The sequence below is a fragment of the Streptomyces sp. NBC_01716 genome (genome assembly GCF_036248275.1).
Lineage (GTDB): Bacteria > Actinomycetota > Actinomycetes > Streptomycetales > Streptomycetaceae > Streptomyces.
In genome coordinates, this window is the sequence record NZ_CP109181.1 from 5509523 (window position 1) to 5533007 (window position 23485).

At 69.1% G+C, this 23485-nt stretch carries 15 protein-coding genes; 7 read left to right on the forward strand and 8 right to left on the reverse strand.

What is annotated here, in order from left to right; all coding sequences use genetic code 11:
* Positions 1-14 precede the first annotated feature (14 nt).
* The 5 genes from OIE74_RS24280 to hemC all read left to right on the forward strand — a co-directional run bounded on the left by OIE74_RS24280 (position 15) and on the right by hemC (position 9736).
* Positions 15-914 (forward strand): TylF/MycF/NovP-related O-methyltransferase, encoded by a 900-nt coding sequence (locus OIE74_RS24280; protein WP_329387042.1) that lies wholly within the window; start codon positions 15-17, stop codon positions 912-914.
* Between the two features lie 57 nt (positions 915-971).
* On the forward strand, positions 972-4580 hold the full coding sequence (locus OIE74_RS24285) for a bifunctional glycosyltransferase/CDP-glycerol:glycerophosphate glycerophosphotransferase (RefSeq protein ID WP_329387044.1): 3609 nt from the start codon (positions 972-974) through the stop codon (positions 4578-4580).
* Positions 4577-7519 (forward strand): bifunctional glycosyltransferase/CDP-glycerol:glycerophosphate glycerophosphotransferase, encoded by a 2943-nt coding sequence (locus OIE74_RS24290; protein ID WP_329387046.1) that lies wholly within the window; start codon positions 4577-4579, stop codon positions 7517-7519. Before OIE74_RS24285 ends, OIE74_RS24290 begins: the two co-directional genes overlap by 4 nt.
* Positions 7516-8682: a glycosyltransferase gene (locus tag OIE74_RS24295; RefSeq protein ID WP_329387048.1), complete on the forward strand. Its 1167-nt coding sequence runs from the start codon at positions 7516-7518 to the stop codon at positions 8680-8682. Before OIE74_RS24290 ends, OIE74_RS24295 begins: the two co-directional genes overlap by 4 nt.
* 112 nt (positions 8683-8794) lie before the next feature.
* Complete coding sequence (gene hemC, locus OIE74_RS24300; protein ID WP_329387050.1) at positions 8795-9736, forward strand: hydroxymethylbilane synthase; 942 nt, start codon at positions 8795-8797, stop codon at positions 9734-9736.
* On the opposite strand, the gene OIE74_RS24305 is transcribed toward hemC, so the two are convergent.
* The 3 genes from OIE74_RS24305 to OIE74_RS24315 form a co-directional block, all read right to left on the reverse strand.
* Positions 9729-10658, reverse strand: coding sequence for a hypothetical protein (locus tag OIE74_RS24305; protein ID WP_329387052.1), 930 nt, complete (start codon positions 10656-10658; stop codon positions 9729-9731). The genes hemC and OIE74_RS24305 overlap by 8 nt on opposite strands.
* A 135-nt stretch (positions 10659-10793) precedes the next feature.
* The gene (locus OIE74_RS24310) at positions 10794-11399 is read right to left on the reverse strand and encodes a hypothetical protein (protein WP_329387054.1); all 606 of its coding nucleotides are present in this window, start codon (positions 11397-11399) and stop codon (positions 10794-10796) included.
* Between the two features lie 2 nt (positions 11400-11401).
* Positions 11402-11608: a hypothetical protein gene (locus tag OIE74_RS24315; protein ID WP_329387056.1), complete on the reverse strand. Its 207-nt coding sequence runs from the start codon at positions 11606-11608 to the stop codon at positions 11402-11404.
* Positions 11609-11765: 157 nt separating this feature from the next.
* Here OIE74_RS24315 and OIE74_RS24320 point away from each other — a divergent pair, with 157 nt between their 5' ends.
* Together OIE74_RS24320 and rph are read left to right on the forward strand one after the other, a co-directional pair.
* Positions 11766-13112 carry a tetratricopeptide repeat protein gene (locus OIE74_RS24320; RefSeq protein WP_329387058.1) on the forward strand — a complete coding sequence of 449 codons (1347 nt, stop codon included), beginning with the start codon at positions 11766-11768 and terminating at the stop codon, positions 13110-13112.
* A 182-nt stretch (positions 13113-13294) separates the two neighbouring features.
* Positions 13295-15820 carry a rifamycin-inactivating phosphotransferase gene (gene rph / locus OIE74_RS24325; RefSeq protein ID WP_329387060.1) on the forward strand — a complete coding sequence of 842 codons (2526 nt, stop codon included), beginning with the start codon at positions 13295-13297 and terminating at the stop codon, positions 15818-15820.
* A 38-nt stretch (positions 15821-15858) separates the two neighbouring features.
* On the opposite strand, the gene OIE74_RS24330 is transcribed toward rph, so the two are convergent.
* The 5 genes from OIE74_RS24330 to OIE74_RS24350 all read right to left on the reverse strand — a co-directional run bounded on the left by OIE74_RS24330 (position 15859) and on the right by OIE74_RS24350 (position 23434).
* On the reverse strand, positions 15859-18102 hold the full coding sequence (locus OIE74_RS24330; protein WP_329387062.1) for a bifunctional glycosyltransferase/CDP-glycerol:glycerophosphate glycerophosphotransferase: 2244 nt from the start codon (positions 18100-18102) through the stop codon (positions 15859-15861).
* Positions 18103-18240: 138 nt separating this feature from the next.
* Positions 18241-19158 carry a carbohydrate ABC transporter permease gene (locus tag OIE74_RS24335; RefSeq protein WP_329387064.1) on the reverse strand — a complete coding sequence of 306 codons (918 nt, stop codon included), beginning with the start codon at positions 19156-19158 and terminating at the stop codon, positions 18241-18243.
* Complete coding sequence (locus OIE74_RS24340) at positions 19155-20519, reverse strand: carbohydrate ABC transporter permease (RefSeq protein ID WP_443076216.1); 1365 nt, start codon at positions 20517-20519, stop codon at positions 19155-19157. Before OIE74_RS24340 ends, OIE74_RS24335 begins: the two co-directional genes overlap by 4 nt.
* A gap of 4 nt (positions 20520-20523) precedes the next feature.
* On the reverse strand, positions 20524-21924 hold the full coding sequence (locus tag OIE74_RS24345; RefSeq protein ID WP_329387066.1) for an ABC transporter substrate-binding protein: 1401 nt from the start codon (positions 21922-21924) through the stop codon (positions 20524-20526).
* A gap of 280 nt (positions 21925-22204) precedes the next feature.
* Positions 22205-23434, reverse strand: coding sequence for an RNA-guided endonuclease InsQ/TnpB family protein (locus OIE74_RS24350; protein WP_329387068.1), 1230 nt, complete (start codon positions 23432-23434; stop codon positions 22205-22207).
* Positions 23435-23485 lie beyond the last annotated feature (51 nt).

Genomic DNA, 23485 nt, shown 5'->3' on the forward strand with positions numbered 1-23485 from the left:
TACCGTCCGTCGGCATGGCATGGCGAAACGCAGTGAACGGCGCACTTGAGAAGCTCACCGGATATCAGCTCAGGCGGATCCCGGTCCCGGCCCCGCGGTCGGCGACGCCAGCATCGACGCCGACGCCGACGCCGACGCCGTACCGGCCGGCCACGGCGAAGGCACCGGCCGATGCGCACGCGCCGACGGAGGCACAGCCGCAGCCGCAGCCGCAGACGCAGCCGAAGCCCAAGGCGGCGCCGTTGCCCGCCGATTACGACGACGAGGCGAAGTCGATCATCCGCGCGGTCAAGCCGTACACGATGACCTCCCCGGAACGGCTCAACGCCTTCATCCTCGCCACCCGCCATGTCGTACGGCACAACATCCCCGGTGACATCGTCGAATGCGGAGTCTGGCGCGGCGGCTCGATGCAGGCCTGCGCCAAGACGCTGCTCTCGCTCGGCGAGACCGACCGCGGCCTGCATCTCTTCGACACCTTCGAAGGCATGCCGCCGCCCACCGCCGAGGATCTGCGGCGTGACGGCAAGTCCGCCGAGGAACTGCTCGCGGCGCAGGGCAAGGACAGGCCGATCTGGGCCATCGCCTCGCTGGAGGACGTACAGGCGGGCTTCGCGAAGCTGCCCTACCCCGGTGAGCGGGTGCACTACGTGCAGGGCTTGGTCGAGGACACCGTGCCGCGGCAGGCGCCGGAGCAGATCTCCATCCTGCGCCTGGACACCGACTGGTATGCCTCCACCAAGCATGAACTGGAGTTTCTCTACCCCCGGTTGGTGAGCGGCGGAGTGCTGCTCATCGACGACTACGGCTACTGGCAGGGCTCCCGCCAGGCCGTGGACGAGTTCCTGGAGAAGACGGGCGAACGGCTGCTCATGCTGCGCATGGACGAGGGCCGGATCGCGGTCAAGCCCTGAACCCGCTGTTGAACTGACTGTGGAAGTCCGGAAGTTCGGAAGGACCGTGCACCACGCATGACCCCCCGCCTCACCGTCGTCGTGCCCATCTACAACGTGGAGGACTATCTCGACGACTGCCTACGCTCGCTGGCCGGACAGACCATGGCCGACTCCGAGATCGTCATGGTGAACGACGGATCCACGGACGGGAGCGCATGCATCGCGAGACGGTTCGCCGAACGGGACCCGCGCTTCCGGCTGGTCGAGCAGGAGAACGCCGGGCTCGGCGCGGCGCGCAACACCGGAGTCACCCGCGCCCGGGGGGAGTTCCTCACCTTCGTCGACAGTGACGACGTCGTACCGGACGACGCGTACGAGCGGATGCTCGCGGCGCTCGACGCCTCCGGCTCCGACTTCGCGACCGGCAATGTGCTCAGGCTCGGTCCCGGCGGTGTGCTCGTACAGGCGCCCATGTTCCGCAAGCCGATGGCGACGGAGCGCTCCGGGACGCGGCTCACCCGCGACTGGGTGCTGCTCGGGGACCGTATCGCCTGCAACAAGGTCTTCCGGAAGTCCTTCTGGGACCGGCACTCCTTCGTCTTCCCCTCCGGGGTGCTGTACGAGGACATCGCCGTCGTGCTCCCCGCGTACTTCCTGGCGAGCGGCGTGGACGTGCTGTCCGGCCCTGTCTACCACTGGCGGACCAGGGACGGGTCGATCACCGCGAAGCGCGCCGTGCCGAAGGGGATCCGGGACCGGGTCACCGCCGTGTCGACGGTCTGCGACTTCCTCGCCGAGCGGCGGCGTACGGCCACGGGTGAGGGCATCGACGGCCACAGCACCCACAGCACCGACGGCACCGACGGCACTGACAGCATCGATGGCACCGAGGGCATCAACTGGGCCGATGCGGAACGCCGTTACCACCAGCATGTCCTCTCCGGCGATCTGTGGCTCTTCATCGAGGCGCTGCCCGACGGCGACGCCGACTTCCACACGGCCTTCCTCGACCACGCCAACACCTTCGCCGCGAGGGTCGACCGGCGCGTCTTCGACGACCTGCCGCTGCATCTGCGCGTCAAGTGGCAGCTGATCCGCGAACGCCGCATGCCCGAACTCCTCGCGCTGCTGGCCCACGAGAAGTCCGACCCCGGGGCCTTCGGCGTCCGCGGACTGCGCGGGTCCCGCGCCGAGTTCGCGGTGCTCACCGGCCGTCTGCCCCGGGCCGTCGCCACCCTCAGGCCCAAGGAGCTGCCGGTGACCTCGCATCTCACCGAGGCCGTATGGCGCGACGGGCGACTGCACCTCAAGGGCTACGCGTACGTACGCAACGTCCCGGCCGACGCGCGGCGCAAATCCGTCAAAGCCGCCTGGCTGCGCACCGGGAAGCGGCGTGTGCTGCCGCTGCGGACCCGCACCGTGCGGGCGCCGGCGGCGACGTACGAGTCCCGGCAGGGGCTGCACGACTACGACTGGGCCGGGTTCGAGACCGTGGTCGACGCGGGCCGGCTCGCCAGGGCGAAGGCGTCGTCCCGCAGCTCCCGCACCGTGTGGAAGCTGGAGATGGGCGTGTTCGGGGCGGGCCGGCTGCGCCGTGCGCCGCTGCGACTGACGGATTCGGGCGCGGCGCCCGCCGTACCGGCCGTGCACTACGTGGACGACACCGTGCGCGTCGTGCCCGCGCTCTCCGGCAACAAGCTCGAACTGCGCGTCGAGCCCGTACACGCCCTGCTCACGGGGCACGCCCCGCTCACCGTCCGTGGCCCGTCGCCCGCCGACGGAGCCGTACGGATCGAGGGGCTGCTCCACGCCATGAGCAGCTCGCCGAGCACGCTGGCCGTCCAGAACTGGTACACCAAGGAGGTCCGGGAGTTCCCGCTGCGCCTCGCGGACGGCACATTCAGCGCCGACGTCCCGCTGTCGGTCTTCGGTGATCCCACGGCGGGGCGGCGGTCCACCGTGCCCTGGGGCGTCCATCTCGTACGGGCCAACGGCAGCCGCTTCGCCCTGGCCGCCCGGGGCGCCGTCCGTCCCGGGCGGTACGGCCTCGGCGACGGCCGCGAGTTGTACGTCACCGCCAACGCGGCGGGTGATCTCGTCCTCAGCGACCGGACCGGGCAACCGGTGGTCGACATGGCAGGCTGGACGGCGGACGGCGAGCTGGTCCTGCAAGGCAGCCAACCCGCCTTGCTTTCGCCCGAGTTGGTACTGCGGCACACCGCTCACCGTGAGGAGAACGTCTTTCCCCTCAGCACCCTCCCGGACGGCCGGTTCCGGACGGCCCTGCTGCCGGGCGCCGTCGAAGGACTGAACGGGGTACGCCAACTGCCCGAGGGAAGCTGGCTGTTGTACGTCCGCGAGGCCGGCGAGAGCGACCCGGAGAGCTACACCCCCGTCCGCGTCCAGCCCTCGCGGCACCAGACGCTGCCGCTCGTACGGACCCTGGACGGACGCGAGTTCACCCTTGACCGGCACCAGCAGGACATGCTCCAGCTGCACTCCGGGTCCGTGCTCCCGGAGCAGGACCGGGGCGCGTACCGGCAGCGGCGGCTGCGCCGCGTCTACGCCAACTCCCGTGCCGCCGGCCCGCTGCGGGACGCCGTCCTCTACAGCAGCTTCGACGGCAGGCAGTACTCCGACTCACCACGCGCCGTCCACGAGGAACTGGTGCGCCGGCAGGCCCCCGTGGAACATCTGTGGGTCGTACGCGACAGGCAGGTGGCCCTGCCACGAGACGTACGCGCGGTCGAACTGCACAGCGCCGACTGGTACGAGGCGCTGGCGCGCAGCCGATGCGTCGTCAGCAACACACATCTGCCAGAGTGGTTCGAGCGGGCGGACGGCCAGCATGTCGTCCAGACCTGGCACGGCACCCCGCTCAAGCGCATCGGCCGCGACCTGACGGGCAGCGCACACGCGGACGAGGCGTACATCGCGACCCTGCCGGGCCGGGCCGCGCAGTGGAGCGTGCTCGTCTCGCCCAACAGCTTCTCCACTCCGATCATGCGCCGCGCCTTCGGGTACGAGGGCACGGTCCTGGAGTGCGGCTATCCGCGCAACGACCTGCTGTACGCGCCCGACCGGGCCAAGGTCGCCGCCGCGCTGCGCGAACACCTCGGGATTCCCGAGGACAAACGCGTGATCCTCTACGCGCCGACCTGGCGTGAGGACCAGCCGAGAAAGGGTGGCCGCTACGGGCTCGACCTCCGGCTCGATCTGGGCCTGGCCGCCGCGGAACTGGCGGACGACCACGTCCTGTTGGTCCGCCGCCACTACCTGGTGGGCGGTACGGTCCCGGGCGCGGGGCGGGGCGCGACCGGTTTCGTACGCGACGTGTCGCGCTACCCGGACGTCGCCGAGCTGATGCTGATCAGCGACGTCCTGGTCACCGACTACTCGTCGCTGATGTTCGACTTCGCGCAGACGGGCCGGCCGATGTACTTCCACGCGTACGACCTGGAGCACTACCGGGACACCCTGCGCGGCTTCTACTTCGACTTCGAGTCGGCGGCGCCCGGACCGGTCGTCGCCGACACCGCCGCGCTCGTGGCGGCTCTGCGGGCCCCGGAGTCCCGGGTGGCCAGCGACGCGTACGACCGGTTCCGGGAGACCTTCTGCGATCTGGACGACGGCACCGCCGCAGCCCGTGTCGCGGACCTGATGCCCGTGGGGGGCGGCGCATGAGCGCGGTCGAGATCAGCTGTGTCGTCACCGCGGGGGTGGACGCGCAGGCGCTGCGCAGGTCGGTGGAGTCGGTCGTCGCGCAGACGATGCGGGCCACGGAAGCGGTGGTGGTGCTCGGGCCGGCGGTCGCGGGGGCGGTGGGCGGGCCAAGCGATACCGATGCCGGGACCGGAGCCGACGCCGCGTCGGGCGCGACGTCCGACGCCGAATCGGATGCCGAATCCGCCGCCGAGGACGTACGCGCCGTGGCCGACGAACTCGCCGCGCTGGACCCCGCGCGCGTCAGGGTCGTCACCTCGGGAGCCGAGGCCCCCACCACCGCCGTGCTGCGCAACCACGGCCTGGACCAGGCACGAGGCCGGTACGTCACCGTCCTCGGCGAGGGCGAACGCCTCCAGCGGGACGCCTGCCGCAATCTGTGGGAGGCCGCCGAACGCTCGGGCGCCGAACTCGCCGCCGGGCGGTGGACCCGCCGCGCGGGCCGCCGCGCCAAGGAGCAGCCACCGGCCCGGATCGTCGAGAGCAAGCTGTACGCGCGCTCCCGCACCATCGACAAACTGGCCGACGCCCCCGAACTCGTCGTCGCCGACGCCCTGGTGACCGGATTCTGTGTGAGTACCGCCCTCCTCGACCGGGCGGGGCTGCGTTACGCCGAGGACCTGGACCGCCCCGAGATCCTGTTCGGCGCCCAACTGGCCGCCGCCGCTGACCGGATCGCCGTCGTCCCCAACCTGGTCGTCAGCGGCAGGGCGGCCCACGACCCGGCGGGCACGCTGGAAGGGCAGCTCGCCGCGCACGTACGCGTCGCCGAACTGCCCCTGCTGCGCAACGACGTTGCCCTCCGCGAGGCCCGCGACCGGGCCTTCCTCGTGGACCAACTCATCTCCCTCGCCCGGCAGTTCCCCAAGCTCGACGCGGAGGAACGGGCCAACGCCGCCGCCCTGGTCGCCGCACTGCCCGCCGCCAGGACCGATCCGGACCTCCGGCTGGACCTGCCGCCCCTGGAGCGGGTCTGCCTCCAACTCCTCGCCGACGGCGACGCCGAGGGTGTACTGGCCGCCGGCTACGCGCTCGGCAGGCCCGACACCGTGACCTCCGCGCTCGTCGAGCGGGACGGCCGGGTGTACTGGCGCGCGTCCCTGTCGGACGACCCCGGGGAACGGGCGGCACTCGACGTCACGGAGCTGGGCCACCAGTACCGGCCCTTCAACGGCACCCCGTTGATGAATCACCTCACCCACTGCGGCCAGGAGGGCGAGAAGCTCGTCCTCGAAGGGCGGCTCCCCGTGCCGCTCCAACTGCTCCCCCCCGACGCCCCGTTGAACGCTACGCTGGAGTTCCTGGCACGCGGCACCAACGGCCGGCTCGTGTTCCGGGCGCCGGTGGACGAGGTCTGGCGTCAGGCCGACGCCGTCCACTGGCGCGCCTCCGTCGAGCTCGGTGCGCTCCTGCGCGTCGGTGGGGCGCGGGACCGCGTGTGCGACCCGCACTTCGCCCTGCACACTCCGGTGGGCACCACCAGCGGCCCGCTGTTCCTGGAGCGGGACCGGGTCGAGTCGGCGGGCGGCTACCGGGCGCGTCCGCGCCGGGGGCGGCTGTTCGGCGACTGCTGGAAGCCGTACGTCACGGTGAAACACCACCTCGCGCTGCAACTTGAAGCGCGTCGCCGCCCAGGACGGATCGCGGCGGCGGCCCTCCACTACCTCACCCACTTCCGCCCGGCGCGCAAGCTGAAGAGGCTGGCCAAGGGGCTCCGCCGGCGCTTCGACCGGTTCTTCGCCCGCTCGTTCAAGGCGCGCGTCTACAACCGGCTGCTGATCCGGCTCCCCGTCCGCAAGGGCTCGGTGGTCTTCGAAAGCCATATGGGCAAGTGCTACGGCGACAGCCCGCGCGCCATGTACGAGGAACTGCTGGCGCAGGGGCGCCGCAAGGTGCGCTGCACCTGGTCGTACGCGTCGTCCGCCGACGGCTTCCCGGCAGACGCCAGGCTGGTGCGGCGGCTGTCCTGGCGCTATCTGTGGACCCTGGCCCGCGCCCAGTTCTGGGTGGACAACCAGGGCTTTCCGCTCGACCTCAAGAAGCCTCCCCGCACCACGTACCTCCAGACCTGGCACGGCTCCGCGTACAAGCGCATGGGCTTCGCTGAGAGCCGGATCAAGGCGCAGAACGCCTCCGAGCGCGACAAGTTGAGCGCCGCGCTCGCCCGGTTCGACCACTTCCTCGTACGGTCCGAGCACGACGTGGCGACTCTCGCGCGCGACTACCGGCAGCCCGCCGAATCCCTGGTGCGGTGCGGGTATCCGCGCAACGACCGGCTCGTGCGCGCCCGCGCGACCGACGAGACGCGGGGGCGCTTCCCGCGCCCGGCGCTCGCGACCGCGCTCGGGATCTCCGACCACCGCGAGGTGGTGCTGTACGCGCCGACGTTCCGGGGAATGCCGAAGAAGGGCCGCACGACTCAACTGCCGCTCGACGTGCGGCAGTTCGCGGAGCGCTTCGGGGACGAGTACGTCCTGCTCGTACGGGCCCACTATCTGGAGTCCGCCGTCCTGCCCGTCTGTCCGCCCGGCACGGTGATCGACGTGTCCGGCCACCATGACGTCAGCGAACTGCTCTGCCTCGCCGACGTGTTGATCACGGACTACTCCTCCATCATGTTCGACTACGCCCTGCTGGACCGGCCGATGGTCTTCTTCGCACCGGACCTGGACGCGTACGCGGCCGAGCGCGGCAGCTACTTCGACCTGCGCGCGGAGGCCCCCGGGCCCGTGGTCGAAACGCAGCACGAACTGCTGCGGGCGATGGAGGAGTTGAAGCAGTCCGACACCGCGCACCGGGCCGACCGGGCGCGCTTCGCCCAGAAGTTCGGCGGCTACGAGAGCGGCCAGGCCGCGCGTACCGCCGTGGACGTGCTCTTCGCAGGAAGGACCCGCCGGTGACCGACACCGCGCTCGCCACCGTCCCCCGTGAGCTGATCCTCCTCGCCAACGCCACGGACGTCCTCGGCGGGGTCACCGCCTGGACCCACCAGATGGCCCGCCTCTTCTCGGCCCACGGCCACCGCGTCCAGGTCGTGGGCATCCACGAGGCCGAGCTGAAACTCACCCTCCCCGAGCCGCCCGCCTATCCGGTGACCGCGCTCTACCCCGCCCACCCGCCGACCCCCTGGCAACCGCGCTCACCACTCGACCACTTCGACCTCCGCGCGCGCCGCCGCGAAGCGGCAAGGGTGGCGGACAAACGGCGGGCCGTGGCCCGTCTCTCGGAGATCTTCCAGGCGGCCGGGCCGGGCGCGCTGGTGATCGTCACCCAGGTCTGGCCGATGGAGTGGGTCCTGGAGGCCGACACGACGGGTCTGCGGCTGATCGGGATGAGCCACGAGTCGTACGAGTACAGCAAACGCTGCCACCGCTTCCGCTGGATCAAGAACAGCTACCCGCGCGTCGACCGCTGGCTCACCCTCACCCAGGAGGACGCGGACGCCTGGATCGCCGAGGGCTTCGACAACGTCGGCGCCATGCCCAACGCACTCGGCTCCCTGCCCGAACTCCCCTCGCCCCGCACGGGGAAGACCGTCGCGAGCATCGGCAGACTGGACGACCAGAAGGGCATCGACCTGCTCCTGGAGACCTGGTCCATGGTCGCCGGAAAACGCCCGGACTGGCGCCTGCGCGTCTACGGCGCCGGCCAGGACGCGGCGGCGCTCAAGAAGCAGTGCACCGAACTGGGCCTGGACGACTCGGTCACCTGGATGGGCCGCACCGACGACGTGCCGGCGGCGCTGGCCGAGTGCTCGGTCTTCGTCCAGTCCTCACGGGGCGAGGGATTCCCCCTGGCCCTCATGGAGGCGATGGCGAGCGGAATGCCGTGCGCGGCGTTCGACTGCGCGCCGGGTGTCCGGGAAATCATCACGGACACGGAGGACGGCCTCCTGGCACCCCCGGGCGACACGGACGCCCTGGCCGACCGCCTGCTGCGCCTGACGGGCAACCCCCGACTCCGGACCACCCTGGGCGACCGGGCCCGCGCGAACGTCCAGCGCTACTCGCAGTCCGAAATCCTGTGCCGGTGGCACGAGTTGTTCGACCTGCTGGACCGGTAGGCCCTCCCGGGCAGTCCTTTCTGCTTGTCGTCAGCCGACGCACTGTCTGTATGTGCATGTCTCATCGGGTCATAGCCTGGTGGCATCTTCTCGTTTCGGAGAGTTGGTCACCGTGGTTCAGTACTTTGTCGGATCGCGCGCAAGCAACCTTGCCAAGGCCCAGGTGCGCGAGTATCTCCGGCCCTTGCGTGAACGCTTCCCGGACACCACATTCACGCACCGCGTGATTCTGGAAGAGGGCGACAAGGACCGTAAGTCGCTCCTGTCGAACGTTTCGGCGGTAAGCGGCTCAGCGTTCAGCAGCGAGCAGGAAGCCGCATTGCTCCGTGGCGACGTCGACGTGGTTGTCCATTCGCTCAAGGACCTTCCTACGGCGAACCCCACCGGTCTTGAGCTGCTTCCCCCGCCGGGGCGCGAGGATGTGCGAGACGCGTTGTGCGGTTCGACGCTCGCCGGGTTGCGGAAGGGAGCACGTGTCGGGACGGGTGCTCCTCGACGTATCGCGCAGCTTCTCGCGGTGCGGCCGGACATTGAGATCGTGCCGATCCGGGGAAATGTCCCGCCGCGCCTGAAGAAGATTGAGACGCAAGGACTTGACGCGGTGATCCTCGCTGCCGCTGGACTGCACAGGCTCGGACTGGACGACGCGATCGGCGAGTTGCTGCCGCTCGACCTGTTCCCGCCGAGCCCCGGACAGGGAGCGTTGGGAATTCAGGTTCGTACGGACGAATCCTCGGCCTCGTTGCGCGCGGTCCTGTCCACGGTCGGTGATCTGGCCGTTGACGCGGGGATCAGGGCGGAGCGCGCGCTGCTCGCCGAGTTGCACGGCGGTTGCAGTGTGCCGGTGGGGGCGTACGGCGAGACTCTGCCCGACGGGGAAATCCGGCTGTTCGGTCAGGTCAGTTCGCTGGACGGCACCGAGCAGATTTCCGGGACGTTGTCCGGCCCGTCCGCCGAGCCGGAAAAGCTGGGCGCGGCCCCGGCCGCGATGCTCATTGACCAGGGCGCGCATTCGATCCTTGACGCGGTGCGGGCCGCTCTCTCGGTCAGGTGAGCTGCCGCGCGATGTCGAGCGCCGCGTAGGTGACGCTGCCGCTCGCACCTGCCCTCTTGAGCATGGTGAACAGCTCGACCAGTAGGCGCACGTCCCGCCTGCCCGTCTCGTCCGTACGCGTCATGGACGTGTATTCGCCGGACACCGAGAACGGGAACAGGGGCGCGCGGGTGACTGACCGGAGCGTGGCGAGCACGTCCGCCGTGAACTGTGCGGGCTCCAGCAGGATCATGTCGGCTCCGACTGCTTCCATGCGTAAGGCCGTGTCAACGAACTGATCGGCCCGTCCGGGGTTGATCTGGAACTCCCGGTTGATGCCCGCTCTGGGAGTGGCGCCCATCGTGAGCCGGAAGCCGTCATACAGGCTGGACCAGAAGATCACGTGCGGCATGACGGACACCCCGTCGTGCCCGGACTGGTCGAGTGCTTTCCGTGCGCCGGCGACCGTGCCGAGCACCATGGACGCGGGGCCGACGATGTCCGCGCCCGCTTCCGCGTGAACGACAGCCTGCCGTGACGTGATCTCCATGGTTCCGGGTACGTCGGGCCGCCCGTTGCGGTCGGCGAGGTAGCAGACTCCGTCGGCGGTGTAGGAGCACAGGCACGTTTCCGTCATGACCGCGAGGTCCGGAACGGTGTCCTTGCAGGCGTGTACGGCTCGGGCCATGAGCGAATCGGCTGCGAGCGAGATTTTCCCTGTGGCGTCGCGCTCAGACGACTCGGCGAACAGCTTCACGGACCTGATCCCGAGACGGGCGGCGTCGCGCATCACCGCGGGAATCTCGGCGAGCGTGACGGTGGGCATGGGCCGGTCGGCGGGCTCCTCGGTGACGAGCAGCACCATGGACAGATCGGCGGGGGTGAGTATCTGCGGCTCCAGCAACCGCCGGACGGCCGCACGACTCCGTAAGGGAGTCGTCACCCTGGCGCCCCTTTGTGGTCGATGCTCGGCAGTAGCACTCATGAGTCGTCCCCTTCTGTGATGTGTTTGCGACATGCATGGCCCGAGCGGCGAACGCCGCTGATCTCCACGCGGGCTGGTGGTGTGGTGGATGGGCTATGGGAGGTTTACGACGGTGACGTGTCGTAGTTGGCGGTGGAGGCGGGTGGCGAGCATGCCGGGGTGTTGGGGTTTGTTGTAGGGGAGGAGGGTGTCGGTGTCGGAGGTGTGCCAGCCGTGTTCGGTGAGGCGGTAGAGGGTGCCGGAGACTCCGTAGAGGTGGGGTTTGCGTACGCGTAGTACGGCGTGTTGGGTGCGGCGGAGGAAGGGGCATTGGCGCAGGGAGAGTTGGACGTGCTCGGTGCAGAGGGGTGGCATGGCGGTGATGGATTTCTCGGGCCAGGTGGGGGGTGAGTCCGGGCGGCGCCAGTCGATGAAGAGCCAGCCGTGTTTGTTACGGTCGGCGGGCTGGGCGCAGATCTGGCAGAGGAGTTGTTCCATGCAGGCGCGTTGGCGGGCGGGGTGCAGGGAGTCGTAGCGGACGCGGCCGGGTTCGGCGGGTTCCTGCATGCGGATCCAGAGGTTTCCGTGCCGGTCGCGGTCGTCGGGGCGGGGGTGGGTGTAGGCGAGCCGGGGGCCTTTCGCGGTGAACTCCACGGTCAACTCGGCTTTGCGCGGGCCCACATCGGTGCTGCGCGCGGCGACGTAGGGGGTGGCGGGCATCCCTATGCCTCCCCGTCGGAGTCGGTGGTGAGGCAGGCGGGGCAGTTCACGGCGCGCAGCCACACGTCGGTCACGCCGCTGGGATCGCCTGCTCCGCACACGGCCCGGCGGACGTGTCGGTCAACTACCCGCAGTCTGTGCACGGTTCGTACGTCGTCCCCGACCGTGCCCGCGACGGTCTCCTGCGCCTTGTCCGCCTTGGCGTTCATGTCTCTCGCTCCACTGTCTTTGCTACCTTCCGCATCGCGATCGGGTTGTTCGCTCTAGGCAACAGCGCGGTCACGCACAGCGGTACTGTTGGGAAGCGGACAAGGATTAAGAGCGTTAAGCGCTCGGTGCCACCGTGCATGGGGAGTTGAACGAACCGTGAGCATCAGCGAGCCGAATGCGGGCCTGGAGCGGCTGTACCGTGAGTCCGGTTGGACGCTTCGGCAGTGTGCGCAAGCGGTGAACCGAGTCGGGACGGAGGAGGGCGCCCCAACTCGATACCGTGCGCCTTCTGTCCATCAGTGGCTGGGCGGCAGCCTGCCGCGCGATGAGGTGCGACCGCTGATCTTGGAAGCGTTCGCCCGCAGGCTGGGGCGACCCGTCACGCATCTGGAAGCCGGTTTTCCGGCACCCAACGCTGGGGCGGAGGCAGGGCCTCGTGGCACCGTTGACGGGATCATCGATCTTGGAAGGTTGGACATGGATCCTTCCCGCCGCAGCGTGTTGAGCGCCACGCTCTTTTCTGCTGCCCTCGCGGTGCCGAACTGGCCGGATGTCGTGGGGCGCGTGGAGGCCTCGCAGCAAGGGGCCAGGACGCGTATAGGAATGTCCGACGTGGCTACGGTCTCCGCGATGACCGAGCAACTTTCGTCAATGGACGACCAGTTCGGGGGCCGCACCGCCAGGCCGCTCGCCGCCGCGTTTCTTGTGAACACCGTTGCCCCGTTCCTGCGGACCGACGGGCCGGAGGACGTACGCAAAGCGATGCTGTCCGCGGCGTCCGATCTCTGCTACCTGACGGGTTACATGGCTGTGGACGAGGGTTTGCACGGGCTCGCGCAGCGCTATTACCTCAAAGCGCTGGAGCTCGCCGGGGCTTCGGAAGATCACCTGACGTTCTGCACCACGCTTCGGGGTATGAGCGTGCAAGCCGTAGACCTGAATCAAGGCCCCGCCGCCATGCGGCTGGCGGACGCCGCCGCTGCGGCGTCCCCGCAGGCCGGCCCCCGGATGCGTGCCTTCCTGGCCGGGCAACAAGCGCATGCCGCCGCGCAGATCGGTGACCACCGTGGCGCGCGGACGTATTTGGCGCAAGCAGAAGTCGCGATGGACCGTGCGGAATCCCGGAGTAAGGCATTCGGCTCGTACGACCCGGCTTCGCTCAATTACCACACCAGCCAAGTGCGCTTTGAAATGGGCGACTTGACCGGCGCTGTCGCCGCCATGCAGGAATCCGACAAGCTGCGGTACAGCGTCTATCGCCGCACACGCGTCAAGGAACGGGCGATCCTCGCGGAGCGGCAACTGAGCATCGGGCACCTCGAAGCCGCCTGCGCGACCTGGGGTCTCGCCCTTGATGACTACCCGCATGTCAACTCAGGCCGTATCGACAAGCGCATGGCCGACATGTTCGGCCTCATCGGGCCACATCTGAGGAATCACGATGCGCAGGCCCTGTACGAGCGCGCACGAACCATTGTCCGTCCCGAGCTGATCCCCGTTTAGCCGCGACTCGTTCCTGAGCCCGGTCGGTTCGTTGGGCCTTGCAGCCGATGGCACGTAGCAATGGCGAGGAGAACTCTCCCCGCCACTCTCAACGTATAGCGCACCGGGGGGCTTGCCACAAGACCCGGGGTACCCCGCAGAATCGTCCGCCGACGCCATAACCTGCGGAAACGGGGCACCACGTGCGTGAGCGGTATGTGCTGGATCTTCAAGAGGTTGACGAGACGCAGGGCGCGGTCGTCGGCGGCAAAGGTGCGAACCTCGGCGCGCTGGTGCGGATCGACGGGATCCGGGTGCCAGGTGGCTTCTGTGTGACCACGGATGCGTTCCGGCGGGTCGTCGCGGATGCGCCGTCGGTCGGCGAGCAGCTCGATGAGTTGTCGCGCGTGGGCCCCGACGACCGGGAGGCGATCCGCACCCTCAGCGCGGGGCTTCGCCGGACCGTCGAAGGGGCCGCCGTCCCCGGCGATCTCGCGGTCGAAGTCACCCGTGCCCTCGGCAGGTTCGGCGAGCGGGCCGCTTGGGCCGTCCGGTCCAGTGCGACGGCGGAGGATCTGCCGACCGCCTCCTTCGCCGGTCAGCAGGACTCGTATCTGAACGTCGTCGGGGCGGCGGAGATCCTCCGGCACATCAGCCGGTGCTGGGCCTCGCTGTTCACCGAGCGGGCCGTGGTCTACCGGCGGCGCAACGGCATCGACCACCGCACGGTCCAGATGGCCGTGGTCGTGCAGCGGATGGTCCTCCCGCAGGCGGCCGGGGTCCTGTTCACCGCCGACCCCGTCACGGGCGACCGGAAGGTCGCCACCGTGGACGCCGGCTTCGGTCTTGGCGAGGCCCTGGTCTCCGGTCTGGTGAACCCGGACGTCTTCAAGGTGCGGCACGGCGAAGCGGTGATCGACTCGCAGCGGCGGGAGCAGCCCGCGCTCACGGATGCGCAGGTCGTACAACTCGTTGAGCTCGGGCGGCGGATCGAAGCGTACTTCGGGCGCCCGCAGGACATCGAATGGTGTCTGGCCGACGACGGCTTCCAGATCGTTCAGAGCCGGCCGATCACGACGCTGTTCCCCGTCCCCGAGACCCGCGACCAAGAGAATCACGTCTACGTCTCCGTCGGCCATGGGCAGATGATGACCGACCCCATGAAGCCCCTGGGGCTGTCCATGTGGCAATTGACGGCCATGGTGCCGATGCACGAGGCCGGCGGGAGGCTGTTCGTCGATGTCACCCGGCGCCTCGCCTCGCCCGCGAGCCGCGCCGGCCTTCTGGACGTCATGGGGAAAGGCGATCCGCTGATCAGGGACGCTCTGGAGACCGTCCTCGACCGTGATGGCTTCATCCCGTCGCTTCCGGACAGGCCGCCCGTCGGCCGTGCGTCCGACCCCGTCGAGCCCGATCCCGCCGTCGTCATCGAGCTGATCGAGCGCAGCCAGGCGTCCGTCGACGCCCTGGAGCGCGACATCCGGACGAAGACCGGACCGGCGCTGTTCGACTTCCTGCTCGCGGCCTTCGAGGAGCACAAGCGGGTCCTCGGTGACCCGCTGAGCCATCAGGCGATCATGGCGGGGATGGAGGCCACATGGTGGCTCAACGACAAGTTGCGGGAGTGGCTGGGCGAGAAGAACGCGGCCGACACACTGACGCTCTCCGCCCCCGGCAACATCACCTCGGAGATGGGGCTCGCGCTGCTCGACGTCGCGGACGTGATCCGCCCGTGGCCGGAGGTGGTGGCGTTCCTGCGGGGCGTCGAGTCCGTCGAGGACGAGGGATTCCTGCACGAGCTGGCGAAGCTCACGGGCGGGACCGAGGCGTGCGACGCCATCGAGGGCTACCTCGACCGGTACGGCATGCGCTGCGTAGGCGAGATCGACATCACGAGACCACGGTGGCGCGAGCGCCCCACCACACTCGTGCCCGTAATCCTCGACAACGTCAGGAACTTCGCGCCGGGCGCCGCCGCGCACCGCTTCGAGCAGGGCCGTCGGAAGGCACGGAAGAAGGAACAGGACGTGCTCGCACGCCTGCGGGCCCTGCCGGACGGAGGCCGGAAAGCAGACGAGACGAAGCGGATGATCGACCGCGTCAGAAGCTTCGCCGGATACCGGGAGTACCCGAAGTACGGCATCGTCAGCCGCTACTTCGTCTACAAGCGGGCCCTGCTGGCGGAGGCCGAGCGCCTCGTGCGGGCCCATGTGCTTTCTGAGAAGGAGGACATCTTCTACCTCACGTTCCCGGAGCTCCACGAGGTCGTGCGCTCGAACCAGATGGACGGCCGGCTCATCCAGCGGCGCAAGGACGCGTTCCGCTCGTACCAGGCGCTCACCCCGCCCCGGGTGCTCACCTCGGACGGTGAGGCCCTCAGCGGCGCGTACCGGCGCGACGACGTGCCCGCCGGTGCCCTGGTCGGCCTGCCGGTCTCGGCCGGGACCGTAGAGGGAAGGGCCCGCGTCATCCTGGACATGGCGGATGCCGATCTCGAAGCGGGCGACATCCTGGTCACGGCCTTCACGGACCCCAGCTGGTCGCCGCTGTTCGTCGGAATCACGGGCCTGGTGACGGAGGTGGGCGGCCTGATGACCCATGGCGCGGTGATCGCCCGGGAGTACGGCCTGCCGGCCGTCGTGGGCGTGGAGCGGGCCACGCGGCTGATCCGGGACGGACAGTGGATCCGCGTGCACGGAACCGACGGGTACGTCGAGATCCTGCCCTGAACCGGCCGGGAGGCCCGGAAGTCCGCGCCGGATGCGGCTCAGCGCCCCGCGTCCGACATGTTCCGGCCGTGGCGCTGCTGGGGCAGGGACAGCGGGGACGGCGCCGGGGTGCGTTTTTCCAGGGGGACCGGGGCGGGGAGGCCCGTCGTCTCGCCCAGGAAGACCCGGCGTACGACCCGCTCCGCCGCCAGCCCGTCGTCGTACGGGCAGAAGCGGGCCCGGAAGGCGGCGCGGAGCTGGGTCGAGCGGGAGCCGCGCCAGTGGTCGGTGGTGAAGATGTCGATCAGGTCCTGCTCGTCGCGTGCCACCACGCCCGGCGGGAAGGACCGGACGTCGAAGTAGGTGCCGCGGGCCGCCTCGTACGCGTCCCAGTCGTCGATGTGGATCACCACGGGCCGGTCCAGATTCACGTAGTCGAACATCAGCGACGAGTAGTCCGTGATGAGCGCGTCCGCGGCCAGGCACAGCGACTCGACCCGGTGGTGGCCCGACACGTCGATGATGCGCGGGTGCGGGGTGTGCGGCAGAGGGGCTTCGTACGTGTGGTGGGCGCGGGTCAGCACCACGAAGCGCGGGCCCAGCGCCTGGGCGAGCCGCTCCAGGTCCAGCGGGACGTACGGGGTGCGCCGGTAGTCGCGCTGCGTGGGGGCGTACAGCACCGCCGTGAAGCCGTCGGGGATGCCCAGCGACTCCCGCAGCCGGTCGACGTCGGCCGAAGTGGCCCGCTGGAACACGTCGTTGCGCGGATAGCCGTATTCGAGCGCCGTGTGCCCGGTCGGATAGGCCTTCTCCCAGACCAGGGTGGAGTGACGGTTCGCCGAGAGGGAGTAGTCCCACTGGTCGGCGCCCGCGAGGAGCCGGTCGAACTCCGTACGGCGGGCGGCGGCCGGGTGGTCCTGGAGGTCCAGGCCCATGGACTTGAGCGGGGTGCCGTGGTGCGTCTGGAGGAGGATCTGCCGCGGGCGCTTGACGAGGCGCGGGTCGAAGTTGACGTTGTTGACGAGGTACTTGTCGCGGGCGAGCGCCGTCCAGTAGCCGAAGCTGCCGGGGCGCAGCTTGCGTGTGGCGGTGGGCACCGTGTGGTGGTACTCGGCGCGCCCGATCCACGACGTCAAGATGTGCGGGGCGAGTTCGCGGACCTTCTCCTCGATGGCCGCCGGGTTGCAGGCGTAACCCCGGCCGTCGTACGCCGCGAAGACCGCCCTGTTCTCCCGTACCGGCAGGCACCGTTGGATCCGGTAGTGCAGTTGCAGTGCCCCCGCGCGCACGGCCCGGCCGAGCGTCGTGGCGACCCGGTGGGCGCCGAGTTGCAGATGCTGCGCCGTCCACAGGGCGCGGTACGTGCGGTGGGCGCCGAACCGCAGCAGGGTGTGCCGCAGCCGGGCCCGCAGCAGCGGCGCCGAGCCCGGGGTGCGGTGCCGGCGGTGGTGGGCGCGGGCCCTGCGGAAGAACTCGGGACGGCTGCGGCGCGGCAACCGCCCGCCCGCCGCGACGAGTTTGGAGAAGTGGTCGAGCATCCGCCGGAACAGAACGGGGCGCCAGTCGTCGAGCGCGGGCCGTGAGTCGATGAAGGCGAAGACGCGGTCGTACTGGTCGAAGATGTCGAAATGCTTGCGGCTGGTGGTGGACAGGATGTTGCCCTGGCGCCGCTGCCGGTAGTGCACACAGACGCGGTCGAGCGTCGCGATCGACTCGGCGGCCATCAGGACGGGAAAGGTCCAGGGCGTGTCCTCGTAATAACCCGGCGGGAAGGAGAAGCCCTGCCGTTCGATGTACTCGCGGCTGTACGCCTTGTTCCAGACCACCATCAGCACCCTCAACAGGCCCGGCCGGTCGGTGAGTCGGAAGGGCGCGGGGCCGCTCTCGTCGAGCAGGTCGGAAAGGACGTTCCGCACGACCTCGCCGGACCAGTACGTACGGGCGTAGTCGTAGACGAGGACATCGGGCCCGTCGGTCTCCTTGAGCCGGTCCGCGATGGTCTGGAGCGCGCCGGGGGTGAGGGTGTCGTCGCCGTCGAGGAAGATCAGGTAGTCGCCCGTGGCCCGGTTCATTCCGGCGTTACGGGCGGGCCCGAGGCCCTCGTTCTCCGGCAGATGCACGGCGACCACACGAGGGTCGGTGGCGGCGGTCTCGTCGATAATTGTCCCGCAGGCGTCGGGTGATCCGTCGTCCACGGCGATGAGTTCGAAATCCTCATAGGTCTGGTCGAGCACCGACCGCAGACACTCCTGCAAGTACGCCTGGACCTTGTACGCGGGGACGATGATGCTGAACCGGGCCATGGCTCGGGAACGGCCGATGGAGTGACCGGGTTACGCCAGACGTGGCATACGGGGGACACATACGCCGGGCGGGCCGGTGGGTGAACCGGCCCGCCCCTTTTGGCGTACTTCTCCGTCGAACGGGTGCCCGAAACGGCCCTACTTGACCGCCCCCGCCATGACCCCGGAGACGAACTGCCGCTGGAACAGGAAGAAGACGGCCAGCGGGATGATCATCGAGAGGAAGGCGCCGGGCGCCAGCACATCGATGTTGTTGCCGAACTGCCGTACCTGCTGCTGGAGGGCGACCGTGATCGGCGGCGAGTCGGAGTCCGCGAAGATCAGGGCCACCAGCATGTCGTTCCAGACCCAGAGGAACTGGAAGATGCCGAGCGAGGCGATGGCGGGACCGCCGAGCGGCATCACGACCCGGGCGAAGAGCCGGATCTCGCCCGCGCCGTCGAGCCTCGCCGCCTCCAGGAGCTCCCGCGGGATCTCCGCGAAGAAGTTCCTCAACAGGAAGATCGCGAAGGGGAGTCCGAAGGCGACGTGGAACATCACCACGCCGAAGGTCGTCTCGAAGATCCCGATCTCGCCGAAGAGTTCGGAGACCGGGATGAGGGCGACCTGCACCGGCACCACCAGCAGACCGACGACGAGCATGAACCACCAGTCGCGGCCGGGGAAGTCCATCCACGCGAACGCGTAGCCGGCGAGCGAGCCGATCACCACGACCAGCACCGTCGACGGGACCGTGATCATCACCGTGGACCACAGGGAGTTGGTGATGATGTCGTTGGAGAGCAGCTCCGAGTAGTTCTCGGTGGTGAGCTGCGCCGGCTTGGTGAAGACCTCCCACCAGCCGCTCGCCGCGATGTCCGACGAGCCGCGCAGCGAGGAGATCAGCAGACCGATCGTCGGCATCATCCAGAACAGGGCCACCAGGACGAGGAAGACCTGGACGACACCGCTGCCCGCCTTCCCCGCCATCCGGGAGGACAGGGACGGCTTCGCCTTGGCCGTCGTGTCCGCCGGCAGGGGCTGCTTCGCCTGTACCGCTGTGTCAGTCGTACTCATCGGCGGTTCTCCTTCTGCATCCGGCGAATGTTGAAGAGCATCACCGGGATCACGAGCAGCAGGAGGAATACGGCGATCGCGCTGCCCACGCCGACGTTGGCGTCCGTGCCGAACGACGAGCGGTAGAGCTGGAGCGCCAGCACGTTCGCGTCGTCCTGGGAGGAGCCTGGCGCGATGATCAGTACCAGGTCGAAGATCTTCAGCACATTGATCATCAGGGTGACCATGACGACGGCCAGGACCGGCGCCAGCAGCGGGACGGTGATCCGGCGGAACACGTTCCACTCGTTCGCGCCGTCGACCCGTGCCGCCTCCAGGAGTTCACGCGGCATGCTCGCCAGACCGGCGCCGATCAGCACCATCGCGAAGCCCGCCCACATCCACAGATAGCTGCCGATGATCGCGGGGGTCACGAGGGACGGGCCGAGCCAGTCCACGCCGTTGTACGGCTCCCTGAAGTTGGTCTCGGGCAGCTGGAGTACGGCTCCGTCGGCCGAGGCCGGCAGGGTGAACGTACCGTCGGAAGCGGCGCTGGCCGACGCGACGACCTTGCCGTCCTTGACCGCCTCGATCTTCAGGCCGCCCAGGCCGAGTTCCTTGGAATCGACGACATTGGGCTTGCCGCCGCCGCCCTTGGTGAAGTCCAGCCAGGCGGTGCCGGTGATCCCCTCGCCGCCGCTCTCGGCCGCCCTGGCCGGCTCGGCGTCGGACGGCATCTTGTCCGGCGGTACGCCGACCAGCGGGATCAGCACCGGAGTGCCCGCCGAGACCGGCGCCTTGGTGACGAACGAGCCCTTGGCGTCGCCCGCCTTCAGCGGATGCACCGGCAGCGGGCGGGCCTTGGGGTAGCCGGCCGATTCGGAGAACGTGTCGTGCACGCCCACGGCGACGGCGTTGGCGATGCCGCGCTCCGGGGCCTGCTCGTACACCAGCCGGAAGATGATGCCCGACGCGAGCATCGAGATCGCCATCGGCATGAAGACGATCAGCTTGAACGCCGTTCCCCAGCGCACCCGTTCGGTGAGCACCGCGAAGATCAGACCGAGCGCGGTGGCGACCGTCGGGGCCACCACCACCCAGATCAAGTTGTTCTTGATCGCGGTCCGGATGGTGTCCTCGGTGAATATCTCCACGTAGTTGTCGAAGCCCGCGAAGTTGTCGCCGGACTGGTCGAGGAACGACCTGTAGACGGAGAACCCGATCGGGTAGACCACGAGCGCGCCCAGCAGGACCAGCGCGGGCAGCAGGAACGCCACCGCGAGGCCTTTACGTGTGCCTGTCACGCTCTTGCGCTTCCCCTTGGCGGGGGGCGGGGGCACCGGCACCGAGGTGTCGGCGCCCCCTGTTGTCGCCGATGTCACCGCGTCAGCTCTTGAAGGCCTTGGCGGCGTCCGACTCCAGCTGCTGCTGGGCGCCCTTGACGTCCTTCGGGTTCTTCAGGAAGTCCTGGAGGGCCTTCCACTCGCCCTTGCCGGGCGTACCGCCGAACGACTGCGGCATCTGGTCCGACATGTCGAAGCGGAAGTCGTCACCGGCGTCGATGAGCGCCTTGGCGATGTCACGCTGCACGTCGTTCGGGTACGCCTTGCCGTCCAGGGCCTTGTTCGGCGAGATGAAGCCGCCGGCCTCCGCCTGGATCTGGGCGGCGTCCGTGGACGCCAGGAAGGTCAGCAGCGCCTGGGCGCCCTTGCTGTCCGTGAGGGCCACGGCCGCGTCGCCACCGGTCACCACCGGGGAGTCGGCGCCCACCGCCGGGAACGGGAAGACCTTCGCGTCCGTACCGACCTTGGCACCTGCCTCGGCCACGTTCACCCCGGCGAAGTCGGCGGCGAAGACCATGCCCGCCTTCGGCGCGTCACCGCCGGTGAAGGTCTGGGTGACGGAGGCGGGGAACTCGGTCTGGAGCGCGCCGTCCGCGCCGCCGGCGATCAGGGCGGGCTTGCCCCACAGCTCGGCGAGCGTCGTGAGCGCGGTGGCCACCGACGGGTCGGTCCACTTGATCTCGTGCTTGGCCAACTGGTCGTACTTCTCCGGGCCGGCCTGCGACAGGTAGATGTTCTCGAACCAGTCGGTGAGCGTCCAGCCGTCGGCGCCGCCGACGGAGACCGGGGTGACACCCGACGCCGAGATCGTGTCGGCGGTCGTCAGGAAGTCCTTCCACGTCTTGGGCTCGGCCGCGCCCGCGTTCTCGAAGGCCGTGTTGTTGTACCAGACCAGCGACTTGTTGGCGGCCTTGTAGTACACGCCGTACTGCTCGCCGTCGACCGCGCCGAGATCCTGCCAGCCCTTGCTGTAGTTCTTCGTCAGCTGCGCCTTCGCCTCGGCGCCGACGGGTTTGGCCCACTTCTTCTCCACGGCCTGCGTGATCGCGCCGACCTGCGGGAGCATCGCGACGTCCGGCGGGCTGCCGCCCGCGATCTTCGTACCGAGGAAGTTGACGATCGGGTCCTGCGCGGGGACGAACGTGACCGTCGCACCGGTCCGCTTCTCGAACTCGTCCAGGACCTTGGTGAAGTTGGCCTGCTCCGGGCCGGTCCACACCGCGGCGACCTGGATCTTCTCGCCGTCCAACTTGGGCAGTTCGACCGTGGCCGCGGGCTTCTTGGCCTCGCCGCCACCGTCCTCCGTGTCATCGGAGTCGCCACCGCAGCCGGTGAGCACCACGGCGCCGACGACGACGGCCGCCACCGCCGCTCTGTGCGAACCTCGGCCTGCTGAGCGTGCTCCGGCTCCAAACGCCTTGCGGCCATTAAGAGTTGTACGCATGACTGCCCCGTCTCTCCCGTGCGCGTGCGGATCTTGACGCATGTTTACGCATGCGGACCGGCGCCCCGAGCGAGCCGACGACGCCGTCCTTGTCCCGTGCGGTAAGTCCTACGCGCCGTGACCGTAGGCCGCAATACTGTCTTGAGCTTCAATTCGAAGATCGTGATGGGCTCGTGACGTGGTTTACGGACGTAGGGGTAATTTCAGAGACTTGAATCCTCCCGCACCCTGATGGGGGAGGGGCTTCCTCTCCTTCCAGGGTTGGTCGGGGATTTCTGGCTCACGCTGCCAGAGGGGGCTGCGCCCCGCCTGGTCTTCCGCGATCGGCACCAGCCGGGTTGAGACCAGCCCGGACCAGCATCACGTGTGCGGAGTTCTTGTCCCTGGGGGACACGGCGCCGCACGCGGTGCAGGTATAGGTACGTATCGAAAGAGGAAGTGCGTGCTTGGTTCTCGCTCCGCACCGTGCGCAGTCCATCGTGGTGTACGCGGGGTGCACCAGGTGCACAGCGCGTCCGTGCTTGCGGCCCATCTCGACCAAGGCCGTCTTCGTCGCGCCGATCGCCGCGTCGGCCGCCTTGCGGGCCATGGTCGACTTCGCGAGGAACTTCGGGCGGAAGTCCTCCACCGCGACGGCATCGTGGTCGCGGACCACGGACTTGGCCCACTTGCGGCCGGTGTCCTGCCGTTGCCGGGCGACCTTCTTGTGCAGCTTCGCCGTCAGCTTCTTCGCCCGGCGGTACCCCTTCGAGCCGGCCTGCCCGCGCGCCGGTTTCCGGCGGGCCATCATCCGCTGGTATCCGGACAGCTTGGCGGCGGCCTTCCTGCCGTGCTCGGCGTGCGGGAGGTCGTAGGTGTCGCTGGTGGTGGTCGCGGTCTCCTTCACGCCCCAGTCGATACCGATCACGGCACCCGCTGCCGGTAGCGGCTCGACTTCGGCGGGCATGACGAAGCTCGCGTACCAGTGCCCAAGGCTGTCCTGGTAGATCCGCACACTGGACGGGTCGGCAGGCAGGTCCCGCGACCACACCACGCTCAGTGCGATCCCGCCCGCGAGGTGCAGCTTCCCGTCCCTCAACCGGAAACCGCGCCTCGTGTAGTTCAGACTCGGCCGGGCTTCGCGCTTCTTCTTGTACCTCGGCATCCCGGCCCGCCGGCGCATGGGCAACCGTGCCTTGATGTCCTTCTGCGCCTTGGCACGGGACTTCCCGAAATCCCGGATGATCTGCTGCTGCACCACCGAACTGCCCTCACGCAGCCAGGTGTTCCCGGCGCGGGCGTCGGTCAGTATCTTGTCGAGTCGCGCCGGACCGCACGTGCGCCTGCCGACACCTTCGGGCCGTTGCTTGTTCCACAGGTGGGTCTGCTTGGACTTGGCGCAGCACTCGTTCCACACCCACCGGCAACGGTCCCACTCCGCCATAAGGGCAGTGCGCGCAGTGGACGAGACCCGGACACGGAAAGTCCACCGGGCAAGCCCGACATCTCCCGCTTCCTCCGGTGTGGCCATGAACCAACTATGAGCAGTACGCATGTATCTCGCTCACAGGTTCCCGGACAA